This window comes from Bradyrhizobium sp. LeoA1Lang (assembly GCF_055413685.1).
Window position 1 is genome coordinate 1 of sequence record NZ_JBVAPG010000206.1, and the last position, 12,103, is coordinate 12,103.

The following is a 12,103-nucleotide window of genomic DNA, read 5'->3' on the forward strand; positions in this document are numbered from 1 at the left end:
AAAGCCTTCGTGGTAACGCTTGTCATGGCGTGGTCTCCAGCCCGGCGCGTCAACGCCGGGTGATTCGAGGTTGATCACCCCGGAGACTACGCCACTTTCAATTCCAACCGCTTTTCGGACGGCACCCGTGGTGACGAGCTCGCCGTCTCGAGTTTGTAGGAGAGGTCATTTGCAGTCTCGTTTTGGGTTGTAGGTGCTTCTGACAGCGGTTTCACATCGTGGTGGTCGAACCCCCGGCGAGGAAAATCACCTCTCGCCATAGAATCGATAGACGATCGCTATTGCCTCACTGCGCGGCGTGATGCCGGCGGGGCCTGCACACTTGCCTTGATTACGAATGGCAGAGAGGACCGTCGCAGCAGTATTCCGCGCTGCTATGGAAACTATACGTGCCGGCTATTGGAAAATTTCGTCTCGCGCTGCGATCAATGGATACCACTGTCGCGGAAGCTACCACATGAGATGTCGAACGGGCTCTTATCGCTGGAACATATCCAGCAAAGAGACAAGTATCCGAGGAGGCAATTCATGAAGGCGATCGTCGTAACGGATCAGGCTGCGGGAACGGCCGGGATGAGGCTCGTGGAGCGGCCCGAGCCGCAGGCGGCGATCAACGACGTCGTCGTTCAGGTTCATGCGTCGGGATTCACCTGGGACGAGCTGACGTGGCCCTCGACCTGGACCGATCGCCTCGGCCGTGACCGGGCGCCGGTGATTCCCGGGCAGGAGCTGGCCGGAGTGGTCACCGCCCTTGGCTACGGCACGAGGGAGCTGTCGGTGGGACAGCGGGTGTTCGGCCTCACGGACTCGTATCGCGGGGGCACCTTGGCCGAGTATGTCGCCGTCGAGGCGCGCAACCTCGCGCCGCTACCGGGTGATGTCGACTTCACGGTGGGCGCGAGCGTGGCGATGCCGGGCCTGACCGCGTGGCAGGGACTGTTCGAGCACGGTCGCCTTCAAGCGGGGCAGAGCGTCCTCGTGCACGGCGCGGCCGGCGCAGTCGGTTCGATAGTGACCCAGCTCGCACGTGAGGCTGGCGCCTACGTCATCGGCACCGGACGCGCCGTCCACCGTCAGACGGCGCTCGACTTCGGCGCGCAGGAGTTCGTCGCCCTCGAGAACGACGCCCTAGAAGACGTCGCCCCGGTAGATCTGGTTTTCGATGTCTTCGGCGCCGACATCGCGAAACGGTCCGCAGGGCTGATCCGAGCTGGAGGAAGGCTGGTGACCATCGCCGGGCCGACCGAGGCGCGGCCCGCCGGCGGCTTGGCGATCGACTTTGTTCTCGCGCCCGATCGCGCCCAACTGGGTGAGATCGTCCAGCGGGTGCGGGACGGACGACTGTGGACGAACATCGGCAACATCGCGACCCTCGACGATGCCGTCGCTGCTTTCAATCCGACCAAGCGGATCAGCGGGAAGACGATCATCCGGGTTCGTCCGTAATGAACTTGGGGAGGCGAGGGATTCTGTCCTCTTCGTGGGTCAACGTCGCCTTTTGGATCGTCTCGATCGTCGTTGCCTTTGCAATCTGGCTGGTCTCCTGGGTCATTAACGTCGACACAAAGCCGCACCGGATCGACATCTTGGCGGACGAAAGCCACGACCCGGCCTTTCTCGCGCTCAACCCCAACGGCAACATTCCCGCAATCTACGACCCCGACGGGCCGAGCGGCACGCCGCTCGCGCTGTTCGAATCGGGCGCGATCCTCCTCACCTGAGGGATTGCGTCGTGAGCAGCGCGTCCCTGATCCTGACCGACCGCGGCCTGGCGCTCTCCGAGCCTAAGGCCGTCGGCGCGCAGGGCAGCACCAAGGTGCTCGCCGCGTCGAGCCTGGGCGGCTGCCTCGTGTTCGTCAGCAGCGCCGTCGTCACGGTCGCGCTCGCGGCGATTGGACGAGACATGCGCCTGTCGCCGCTCGACCTGCAGTGGGTGATGAACGCCGAGCTCCTGCCGCTCGCGGCCCTGACCTTGGTCGCCGGCGCCTTGGGTGACCGGTTCGGACAGAAGCGGATCTTCCTCGGGGGGATCGCTCTCTACGGTCTGGGCGCGGCCGCGATTGGTTTCGCGCCGAGTTTCGCGCCGCTCATCGTCGGCCGCTTCCTGCAAGGCTTGGGCGAAGCCGTGATCCTGCCCAACGGCCTTTCCGTGCTTGGGCAGGCTTTTCCCGCCGACAAGAAAGCCCGTGCGGTCGGCATCTGGTCCGCCGCCGCGGCTGTCGCCAGCGGCGTCGCGCCCGCGATCGCCGGTGCGATCCTCGATCACGGGTCCTGGCGGACGACCTTTCTGATGCTCCTACCCGTGGTCGCCGGCGCGCTGGCCGTCGGCGCCGTGTGAATACCCAATGACTCCCCGACCAGCCACGCCCGGGTCGACGTCGGTGGCGCGGTCCTTTCGACAGTCGGGCTCAGCGGGCTGGGCGCGGGGCTGACCAACCTGACCAACGGTTCCGGTCCGAACCTTTGGGTGCTCGTCACCTTGATCGTCGGTCTGGGCGGCTTAGCCGGCCTCATCGTGAGCCAACGGCGATTAGGCGACAACGCGATGCTGCCGTCCCTCTTCGCCTCGCGGTCGGTCGTTGGCGCAAACCTTTTCACCGCGCTCCTCTACGGGCCATTCACGGTCGTGCTAACCTTGATCCCGTTCGTGATGATCCGGGGCGCGCACCGGCCGACGCTGGTGGCGGGCCTGGCCTTCATTCCCCTGCAAGTGCTGATTACGGTCGTCTCGCGGCTCGCCGGTATGCTCTGCCGGCGGTTCGGCCGGCGCTTGCCATTGTTCGCCGGCGGCGCAGTCGTCGCCTCGGGATGCACCATGGCGCTCCGTATCGGCCCCAACGCGACCTATTGGGCAGACATCTTCCCCAGCATCCTGTTGCTGGCGCTGGGCATGAGCCTGGCGATCGCGCCATTGACGACCCTCGTCCTCACCTCCGTCGAGCCCGGTCGCGCCGGAACCGCGTCTGGCGTCAACAGCGCGGTCTCGCGCCGGGTCACTCTTCGCCATCGCCCTGCTGGGCGGAGTCCTGCAGCAGGGCGGTCCTCAGCTGTTCTCGGGATTCCACGCGGCGATGGCGGTCGCCGCGGTCGCCTGCGTTTTCGCCACGCTCGCGGTGTTCATCATCGAGCCGGGGCCCCACGTCGACTTCATCCCGCGAGACTGACCCGTGCGGTGTCCGTAATCAGCCGGCCCGCGAGGCCGGGAGGAAACAATGAAGAACGAAGACCTATAGATGGAAGGAGAAAGCCCATGAAGATCCGAACCATCATCGCCACCAGCGGCGCGGCCCTCGCCATCTCGATGGCCGGCCCGATCTACGCCCATGATAGCGAAGGACAAACCGTCACGAAAAACTTCGAGGAGGCAATTCCTAATATCCCCGGCAAATCGCTGATCGCCGTGGAAGTCGATTACGCCTCCGACGCAGCCTCCGCGTCCCACACCCACGCGAAGTCGGCTTTCATCTACGACCATGTGATTTCGGGCGCGATCGAGTCGAAGATGAATGACGGCGAGACGCGCATTTATCGGGCAGGCGACAGCTGGTCCGAACCGCCGGGCGCGACCCATTCGATCAGCCGCAACGCGAGCAAGTCAGAGCCGGCAAAGCTGCTCGCTGTCTTCGTCCTCGACACCAATGACAAAGTGCTGACCACGCCCGTCAAATAACCTACTGGCTGCGCCAGGCAAGAATCTACAGGATCAGCGCGTTACACTCTGTGGGCGGACGTTCCATTTGAGAACGTCGGAAACCATGCACACTGAGAGCTCCCGAAAATATACTGCGGAGAGCCTCGAGCGGCTCGTCCACCCTGGCGGATGAAGGGTAGCCGAGGCTTGGCAGCACGCGGAGGGCCTATTCGGCCTGTTCGGACTCATTCGCTACTGAACAGCCGATCGTCGAATTGCGGTCCATTTATGTGCCGGCTGAATACATCTTATTTGGACGGAAATCCGGGTGATGAGGACTGCCGTATTGACGGACTCGGGAGGGAAGTAGTGGTTGCCTTGCAATGCTCCGAGCACCCTAGGAGATGGTCGATGCGACCGCATAGAGTTCAGATCGAGCCAGCAGGCGCGACGACGGGAAAGTCCTTCTCGGGATCGAACACGTTATTGAAAAAGTTCGTCAGGGAGTACATGGCAACCAGCGCGACGATCTCCATGACGTTCGCATCCGTGTAGCCGGCATCGCGGACGGCTTTCAGATCGGCGTCACTGACCTTGCCGCGGGTATCGATCACTTTGCGCGCAAACCGGATGGCGGCGTCCCGCTTCGGGTCGCTGGCATGGCCCTTCCGAGCGAGAATGATTTCATTGGCCGGCAGCTTGGCCATATGATCGGCCGTAAAGCTGTGAACCGTCAGGCAGTAGTCGCAGCCATTCACTTCGGAGACAGCGAGGCCGATGCTGTCACGCGTCTTCACGTCGAGCGTCTTGCTCATGGAGCCGAGCAGGGTGGCCCATGAGTTGAAGGCGATCGGGCTTGCCGCGAAGGTCGCCATCATATTTGGGGTGAACCCGATGTTCTTGGTGAACATATCGAGGGTCGGTTTCGAATCGGCCGGCACCTGCTCCGACCTTAGAGCGGCACATCTTGGCATCGTAGCCTCCCCAACTTATTGGTTTTACAAACAGAATTATACGAGATCCAGCACATCGGCGACCGGACGGCACGGCCTCTGCGGCCAGTTTCCCGGACGCTCCCCTATTGACAACAGCATGACCGGTACTTCGTCCTCAGCCAGTCCGAACTCGCGGTGCACTACTTCGGCATCGAAACCGATCATCGGCGTCGAACCCAGGCCTAGCGAGCGGGCCTCATAGATCATCGCAGCTGCGCCGAAGGATATGACGCAGCCGGCCGCGTGCATCGAAGGCGCGCGTCGTTCACGGGCGAACGCGGATGATCGTCTTCCCGCTGATCCGCTTGGTCGGATTGAAGGCAGCGACGGCATCGTCGAGGGTCGAGACGTTGCCGATGTTCGTCCGCAGTCGTCCGTCCCGCACCCGCTCGACGATCTTACTCAGTTGGGCACGATCGGACTCAACGACGAAGTCGACCGCCAAGCCGTCGGCGGGCCGCGCCTCGCTCGGCCCGACGATGGACACCAGTGTTCCTCCAGCTCGAATCAGGCGGGCGGAACGCTTCCCGATGTCGCCGCCGATGACATCGAACACCAGATCGACTTCGCCGATGTCCTCGAGGACGTCGTTCTCGAGGTCGACGAATTCGCGCGCGCCGAACTCGAGCGCCTTCTGACGATCAGCGGCACGTCCGGTGCCGATGACGTAGGCGCCGCCCAATTGTGCGAGTTGCGTCACCATGGACCCGACTGCGCCGGCCGCGCCGTGCACGAGGACGCTCTGCCCCGCCTGAAGGCGGCCGTGCTGGAACAGTCCCTGCCACGCGGTGAGGCCCGAGATTGGCAGACTCGCGCCCACCGCGAAGTCGACGTCACCCGGGAGCGGCGCGAGGTTGCGCGCCTCCATTGCTACATACTCCGCCAGGGTGCCGTCGCGATACCAGTCGGCGAGGCCGAACACTCGCTGTCCCACCGACAGCCCCGTTGTGCCATAGCCGAGAGCGGTGACTACCCCGGCCAGCTCGTGGCCGGGGATCGACGGTGTCCGGTCACGGTCGAGGCGGTCGGTCCATGTCGAGGGCCACGTCAGCTCAGTAGGGACGAATCCCGACGCATGAACTTGAACGACGACGTCGTTGATCGCCGCTTGCGGCTCGGGCCGCTCCACGAGCCTCATCCCGGCAGTTCCCGCAGCCTGGTCCGTTACGACGATTGCCTTCATCATCCACCTCCCTGTGTGTGGTGTGTCGTCATCTTTCGAGTTCTCTTGCAGACGAGCAAAAGTACGATCGTGAAAGTCGATGGTCCAATGACCCGTGGCTATGGAATCGATGCCATCGACGCGAAAGATCAAAGCCCGCCAGCGGTGAGCCGCGGAGCGAATGCCCCGCGAGGCGTCGCGGGTTCACCGAACTGGAGACCCTGCGGGTATGATTGGCCGCGGTACCCCGGGTGCAGTGATCGACTGCACGAGAGACGCTCAATCCGGAGTGATATTCGGGATCGGGAGTTGTGCCAGATCATCCTCGTAGCTGGCCTGAGGGCTTTCGTTGTGGCCGGGAGTTGTAACGTCCAGGCGTGTGGTAATATCCGCACTAATGCCGAGAATTTGGCCTACGGGACAGAGGTTTGCGGCTTCCAGCAAGAATGCGCGCTGCTGCGCGTCGAGTTCTCCCCCCAGCACGAGGGTGCGCTCGAACGAATCTCTTTCGCCCTGGGCGCCGTGGTGGAAGCTGACGCCCACCTCCACCCGCTCCAGCGGTAGTTTCTGGCGCCGAGCCTGAAAACGAACGCTCATAGCGGTGCATGCGGCGAGAGACGCGCTGAGAAGGTCGTAAGGATTGGGACCGGAAGAAATGTGGCCGCCGCCATCTGGGCCGCCGACAGGAAACCGAGATTCGCCGACATGGCCAACCAGCGCGCCATGATTGGTGGGGTCGCTTGCGACGACGACTTCGCGGATCTTGGTCATGATAAGGTCCCGATCGTTCGAATGATTGATCCACCGGCTTCGACGAGTGTGTACGCCAGTGGCAGCGCAAAATAATTCTTAGCGTTCGTGCGAGCTCTCAGTGCTGCGTCCGCTCCAGCCAGTGCGTTCAGCAAGTAAATCCGGCGACCATTCGGGTAAAGCTATCATGTCCATAACCGCCAGGAATGCTCCGTGAAGTCAGTGTCGAAGTCCCGGTGAGCAAATCCGTGAACGCGTGTAGCGGGCTTGATGGTGTTTCCGTTCACGAACAATGCATTGACTTCCAGCGAGCCGAAGTCCCAGTCGGACAGAATGCGAACGAGCGCACCGCTTTCCAACTCGGCCCCCACACTATTGAGGCCCGAGGCGACGACGCCGCGACTGAACGCGACTTAGAAGTCTCTGCAGAATGAAAACGTCGCGGTTTCGAGTGCTCTGCGGATTGTGGCATTCCTCGCTACGGCGTCACGCTCGCGCGGCGAGCGACAATAACGACTGTTTATCGACTCCATGGCGAGAGGTGATTTCCGTCGCCGGCTTTGCAAGGTCATTCTCCAAAGCATCGTCGAGCCGAAACTTGCGGTTCCGCGATCGACACGCGGAACACGATGGAAGATTAAAAGGCAGTGGGTCGATATGCAAAGCAACGACGTAATTGAAATCGTCGCGCCCTTGGGCACGCTGACATTACGAGAAGTGTTTTGGCAAGTGCGTTCGACTCCAGTTTGACGACGAAGCCGGTTGGGCCAAGGTTCGAGTCTCGGTTAGGTTCAGGGATTTGTCCGAGAGAGCGACAGCGCCATCGAAATCAAGTTCGAGATCGGCATCGGAACGGCGGTGCGAATGCTGCCGCCTTTATTGAGACCGGCCGACGGTAGCCGTGCGACCTGTCCAATTCAATTGCAACATTCTAGGTCCTTGGAGAGACGGAAGTGAGTACGACTGGCAGAACCGAGCCTCCGGCTCCGGCGCGCGGTTCGTTTCGTCGCCTTCGATGCGGCGGCGCGCCGATCGGTCTGCTGTTCGCGCTGGCGCTCGCTGGCTGCGACGAGAAGGCGCAATCGCAGGCGGCCGCGCCTCCACCGCCTCCGGTGACAGTCGCGCAACCGGTCAAGCGTACGGTCACCGACTGGGACGAGTTCACCGGCCGCTTCGAGGCGATCGAGGAGGTCCAGGTCCGCGCCCGCGTCGGCGGCTTCGTCAACAGCGTCGAGTTCAAGGACGGTGCGATCGTCCATGCGGGCGATCTGCTCTACATCATCGATCCGCGCCCGTTCGAGGCGGTCGCGTCGCAGGCCCAGGGCCAACTCGACGACGCGCGGGCCAAGGCAGAGCTAGCCAAGCGTGAACTCGACCGTGGGCTGAACCTGGTCCAGACTAGCGCAGTTTCCGTACAGGTCGTCGATCAGCGCCGTCAGGCCTTGCAGGCGGCTTATGCGGCCGAGACGCAGGCCGAGGGTGCACTGAAGGCCGCGCAGCTCAATGTCGAATTCACCCACGTGCTGGCGCCGATCACCGGCCGCGTCAGTCGCCATCTGGTGACCCCGGGCAACCTCGTGCAGGGCGCCGATAGCGGCGCGACGTTGCTCACCTCGATCGTGTCGCTCGATCCGATCTACATCTATTTCGACGTCGACGAGGCGACCTATCAGCGCAACAGCAAGCTGTGGTTCGAAGGCAAGCGGCCGAGTTCGCGCGATACGTCAAATCCCGTGCAGGTGACGCTGACCGGCGAGACAAAGCCCTCGCATGAGGGGAAGATGGACTTTCTCGACAATCGACTGGACATCTCGACCGCGACGCTGCGTAGCCGCGCGGTGGTTCCGAACAAGGATCTCTCGATCCTGCCGGGGCAATTTGGTCGCGTCAGGATCATCGGCTCGTCACCCTACGAGGCGCTGCTGATCCCGGACACCGCTGTAGCCACCGACCAGTCGCGCAAGATCGTGTTCGCGGTCAAGGACGACAATACGGTGGCGGCAAGGCCGGTGGTGCTCGGACCGCTTGATGAGGGCCTGCGCGTGATCCGCGAGGGTCTCAAGGCCGAGGATCACGTGATCGTCGACGGGCTGCAGCGCGCCCGCGTCGGCGCCAAGGTGACGCCGCAAATGGTCAAACCCCCGGCAGGGGATAGGCCGCCAGCAGGCGGCCAGCCCGCGGCAGGTGCCAAGCCATGAATCTCGGCAGGCTCTCCATCAACCAGCCCATCCTGGCGATGGTGCTGTCGATCGTGCTCTTGATCGTCGGCGCGGTCGCCTACCGGACGTTGCCGGTCTCGGAATATCCGCAAGTGGTGCCGCCGACCGTTACCGTCACCACGCAATATCCGGGCGCCTCGGCGCAGACCGTCTCCGACACCGTCGCCGCCCCGATCGAGCAGGAGATCAACGGCGTCGAGGACATGCTGTATCTCTACAGCCAGGCGACCTCAGACGGCCAGCTCACCATCACCGTCACCTTCAAGCTCGGCACCAACCTCGACACCGCCCAGGTGCTGGTGCAGAACCGTGTCGCGATCGCGCAGCCGCGGCTGCCGGAAGAGGTGCAGCGCAACGGCGTGACCACGCGCAAGAACAGTCCGGACATCCTGATGGTCGTGTTCATGCTGTCGCCCGACGACACGTTCGATCAGCTCTACATCTCCAACTACACGCTGCTGCAGGTCCGCGATCAGCTTTTGCGGCTCGACGGCGTCGGCGACATCCAGATGTTCGGCGCGCGCGACTACTCGATGCGGTTGTGGCTCGATCCCGACCGGATCGCCGATGTCGGTCTGACATCGAGCGAGGTGGTGGCCGCGATCCGCGCCCAGAACCTGCAGATCACCGGCGGACAGATCGCCGAGCCGCCGATCGCCGATCGCGCATTCCAGCCGAACCTCGTCTTCACCGGCCGCCTCAAGGATCCCAGGCAGTTCGAGGACATCGTGGTGAAGGCCGGCTCCGACGGCCGTACCGTGCGACTGCGCGACGTCGCTCGCGTCGAGCTCGGCGCGCTGTCCTACACCACCAACAGCTTCATCCTGCGCAAGTCGGCCGTCGCAATGGTGGTGACGCAACGGCCCGGATCGAACGCGCTCGCCACCGCGAAGCATATCTCCGACACGATGGCGCAGCTCAAGACGAGCTTCCCGAAGGGGCTCGACTACAATATCGGCTACAACCCCACCGAATTCATCGCCCAATCGATCCATGAGCTGATCAAGACGATCTACGAGGCGATGGCGCTCGTCGTCATCGTGGTGCTGGTGTTTTTGCAGGGGTGGCGGCCTGCGATCATCCCGATCATCGCGATCCCGGTGTCGCTGGTCGGCACCTTCGCGGTGATGGCGGCGCTCGGATTCTCGATCAATAATTTGACGCTGTTCGGTCTGGTTCTCGCGGTCGGCATCGTGGTCGACGACGCCATCGTGGTGGTCGAGAATGTCGAGCGACATCTCCAGAACGGTATGAGCCGGCGCGAGGCGGCGCTCAAGACCATGGAGGAGGTCGGCGGCGCGCTGGTCTCGATCGCACTCGTGCTGTGCGCGGTGTTCGTGCCGACAGCCTTCCTCGGCGGCATTTCCGGACAGTTCTTCCAGCAATTCGCTGTCACCATCGCGGTCGCGACCGCGATCTCCTGCTTCTGCTCGCTGACGCTGTCGCCGGCACTGGCCTCGCAGATCCTTACTCCGCACGAGGAGAAACGTCCGCCGGCGCGCTGGAACATCATCGCGCGCGGCTGGGACAGCTTTACTGCGCTGTTCAACCACATCTTCGATCGCCTGGCGCTCTGCTACGCGGCCGCCGCCGACGTTGTGATCCGGCATACGGTGGTGATGCTTGTGATCTATCTCGCGCTGATCGGCAGCGCCGGCTGGCTAATCGCCACCACCCCGCAGGGCTTTATTCCCGCGCAGGATCGCGGTTACCTCATCATCTCGGCGCAATTGCCAGGCGCCGCGTCGCTGGCGCGGACCACTGCGGTGGTGCGCGAGATCGAGCGAATCGCGCTGGATACGCCGGGCATCGTTCGCGTGGCGGCTTTTGCCGGCTTCTCCGGCGCGACGCGCACGCAGTCCGGCAATGCGGCGGCGCTGTTCCCGGTGTTCGATGAGCCGGAGGCCCGCCAGAAAAAGGGGTTGTCGGCGAATGCCATCACGGCCGAATTGCGCAAGCGACTGTCGGTGATCCAGGGCGCTTTCATCATCGTCATTCCGCCGCCCGCGGTGCCGGGTATCGGCACGAGCGGCGGCTTCACCATCCGCGTCCAGGATCGGCAGGGGCGCGGCCCTGAGCTGCTGGCGGCCGCGACCGACGAGCTCGTCGCCGCCGCGCGGAAGTCGCCAAACCTGACCTCGGTCTTCTCGCCATTCACGGCGAATACGCCGCAGCTGTTCGTCGACATCGATCGCGTCAAGGCGCAGAAGCTTGGGGTGCCGATCGCCAACATCAATGACACCATCCAGACCTATTTCGGCTCGACCTACGTCAATGACTTCAATTTGTTCGGGCGCACCTATCACGTCACCGCACAGGCCGATCTCCCGTTCCGCAAGGAGACCACCGATCTCGCGCGGCTGCGTACCCGCAACGCCGCCGGCGACATGGTGATGCTCGGCAGCGTCGTGGACTTCAAGAACATCTCGGGCCCCGACCGTGTCGCGCGGTACAATCTCTACTCGGCGTCCGAGCTGCAGGGTGAGCCGGCACCGGGCGTGAGCTCGACGACGGCGCTCAACACCATCAAGCAACTGGCTGACGAAACATTGCCGAGCGGCTTTTCCTTCGAATGGACCGATCTGTCCTATCAACAGGTGACGGGTGGCAATGCCGGCCTCTATGTGTTCCCGATCTGCGTGCTGTTCGTCTATCTGGTGCTGGCGGCGCAATATGGCAGCTGGAGCCTGCCGTTCGCGGTGATCCTGATCGTGCCGATGTGCCTGTTCGCGGCCACCATCGGCGTGCGCATCATGGGCCAGGACGTTAACATCCTGACCCAGATCGGCTTCGTGGTGCTGGTGGGACTTGCGGCCAAGAACGCGATCCTGATCGTCGAGTTCGCGCGCGACATCGAGGCCGAGGGCAGGTCGCGGCTGGAGGCTGTTATCGAGGCCTGTCGGTTGCGGCTGCGGCCGATCCTGATGACGTCGTTCGCCTTCATTTTCGGCGTGCTGCCCCTGGTGGTGTCGACCGGTTCCGGCTCGGAGATGCGCCAGGCGGTCGGCGTCGCCGTGTTCTTCGGCATGCTCGGCGTCACGCTGTTCGGCCTGATCTTCACGCCGATCTTCTACATGGTGGTGCGCAACCTCGCGGAAGGCAAGAACGAGGGCAAGCCAACCCAGACGACCGCGGCCGCGGCGGAGTGAGTCGCGGCGGCGCCGATGCGCGATGAAGCCGGAACACTATCTCAGTTACACTGAGGAGCGCGGAACGCGCCTGGAGCTATGGCCGAAATTGGGTGATGGGGCTGATCAGGCGGCGCGGTTAGCTGGCGTCGTCGATTCTGCGACGCCGTCGGTAAATTTGACGCCGGCAATGACCCTTGGCAACTGATTTTCGCCCT

9 protein-coding genes and 2 pseudogenes are annotated in these 12,103 nt (G+C 63.3%); 7 read left to right on the forward strand and 4 right to left on the reverse strand.

Annotated features, from left to right (window positions below; translation table 11 throughout):
* Positions 1 to 528: 528 nt before the first annotated feature.
* The 5 genes and pseudogenes from ACZYOF_RS38420 to ACZYOF_RS38440 all read left to right on the forward strand — a co-directional run bounded on the left by ACZYOF_RS38420 (position 529) and on the right by ACZYOF_RS38440 (position 3,824).
* On the forward strand, positions 529 to 1,446 hold the full coding sequence (locus ACZYOF_RS38420) for an NADP-dependent oxidoreductase (protein WP_282531202.1): 918 nt from the start codon (positions 529 to 531) through the stop codon (positions 1,444 to 1,446).
* Positions 1,446 to 1,715: pseudogene (locus ACZYOF_RS38425) on the forward strand (thioredoxin domain-containing protein); the annotation flags it as partial. The gene ACZYOF_RS38420 and the pseudogene ACZYOF_RS38425, both read left to right, overlap by 1 nt.
* 17 nt (positions 1,716 to 1,732) lie before the next feature.
* Positions 1,733 to 2,338 carry an MFS transporter gene (locus ACZYOF_RS38430; protein ID WP_165421101.1) on the forward strand — a complete coding sequence of 202 codons (606 nt, stop codon included), beginning with the start codon at positions 1,733 to 1,735 and terminating at the stop codon, positions 2,336 to 2,338.
* 912 nt (positions 2,339 to 3,250) lie between these two features.
* Positions 3,251 to 3,670, forward strand: a complete 420-nt coding sequence (locus tag ACZYOF_RS38435; RefSeq protein WP_130578704.1) for a cupin domain-containing protein — start codon at positions 3,251 to 3,253, stop codon at positions 3,668 to 3,670.
* Between the two features lie 4 nt (positions 3,671 to 3,674).
* Positions 3,675 to 3,824, forward strand: a complete 150-nt coding sequence (locus tag ACZYOF_RS38440; RefSeq protein WP_130578705.1) for an L-histidine N(alpha)-methyltransferase — start codon at positions 3,675 to 3,677, stop codon at positions 3,822 to 3,824.
* Positions 3,825 to 4,059: 235 nt separating this feature from the next.
* Here the strand turns inward: ACZYOF_RS38440 and ACZYOF_RS38445 are convergent, their stop codons facing one another.
* The 4 genes and pseudogenes from ACZYOF_RS38445 to ACZYOF_RS38460 all read right to left on the reverse strand — a co-directional run bounded on the left by ACZYOF_RS38445 (position 4,060) and on the right by ACZYOF_RS38460 (position 6,559).
* The gene (locus ACZYOF_RS38445; protein ID WP_130578683.1) at positions 4,060 to 4,605 is read right to left on the reverse strand and encodes a carboxymuconolactone decarboxylase family protein; all 546 of its coding nucleotides are present in this window, start codon (positions 4,603 to 4,605) and stop codon (positions 4,060 to 4,062) included.
* Between the two features lie 36 nt (positions 4,606 to 4,641).
* A pseudogene (locus ACZYOF_RS38450) lies at positions 4,642 to 4,851 on the reverse strand (nitroreductase family protein); the annotation flags it as partial.
* A 40-nt stretch (positions 4,852 to 4,891) separates the two neighbouring features.
* Positions 4,892 to 5,809 (reverse strand): NADP-dependent oxidoreductase, encoded by a 918-nt coding sequence (locus tag ACZYOF_RS38455; protein WP_130578684.1) that lies wholly within the window; start codon positions 5,807 to 5,809, stop codon positions 4,892 to 4,894.
* A 258-nt stretch (positions 5,810 to 6,067) separates the two neighbouring features.
* Positions 6,068 to 6,559 (reverse strand): OsmC family protein, encoded by a 492-nt coding sequence (locus tag ACZYOF_RS38460; protein ID WP_130578685.1) that lies wholly within the window; start codon positions 6,557 to 6,559, stop codon positions 6,068 to 6,070.
* 1,010 nt (positions 6,560 to 7,569) lie between these two features.
* Here ACZYOF_RS38460 and ACZYOF_RS38465 point away from each other — a divergent pair.
* Together ACZYOF_RS38465 and ACZYOF_RS38470 are read left to right on the forward strand one after the other, a co-directional pair.
* Positions 7,570 to 8,736: an efflux RND transporter periplasmic adaptor subunit gene (locus ACZYOF_RS38465; protein ID WP_245475999.1), complete on the forward strand. Its 1,167-nt coding sequence runs from the start codon at positions 7,570 to 7,572 to the stop codon at positions 8,734 to 8,736.
* The gene (locus tag ACZYOF_RS38470) at positions 8,733 to 11,906 is read left to right on the forward strand and encodes an efflux RND transporter permease subunit (protein ID WP_282531204.1); all 3,174 of its coding nucleotides are present in this window, start codon (positions 8,733 to 8,735) and stop codon (positions 11,904 to 11,906) included. The genes ACZYOF_RS38465 and ACZYOF_RS38470 overlap by 4 nt, the downstream gene beginning before the upstream one ends.
* Positions 11,907 to 12,103 lie beyond the last annotated feature (197 nt).

Excerpts from the sequence above, each read along its gene's own strand:
- ACZYOF_RS38445 (WP_130578683.1), bottom strand. The coding sequence starts at position 4,605 with ATGCCAAGATGTGCCGCTCTAAGGTCGGAGCAGGTGCCGGCCGATTCG.
- ACZYOF_RS38435 (WP_130578704.1), top strand. The coding sequence starts at position 3,251 with ATGAAGATCCGAACCATCATCGCCACCAGCGGCGCGGCCCTCGCCATC.
- ACZYOF_RS38460 (WP_130578685.1), bottom strand. The coding sequence starts at position 6,559 with ATGACCAAGATCCGCGAAGTCGTCGTCGCAAGCGACCCCACCAATCAT.
- ACZYOF_RS38470 (WP_282531204.1), top strand. The coding sequence starts at position 8,733 with ATGAATCTCGGCAGGCTCTCCATCAACCAGCCCATCCTGGCGATGGTG.
- ACZYOF_RS38455 (WP_130578684.1), bottom strand. The coding sequence starts at position 5,809 with ATGAAGGCAATCGTCGTAACGGACCAGGCTGCGGGAACTGCCGGGATG.
- ACZYOF_RS38420 (WP_282531202.1), top strand. The coding sequence starts at position 529 with ATGAAGGCGATCGTCGTAACGGATCAGGCTGCGGGAACGGCCGGGATG.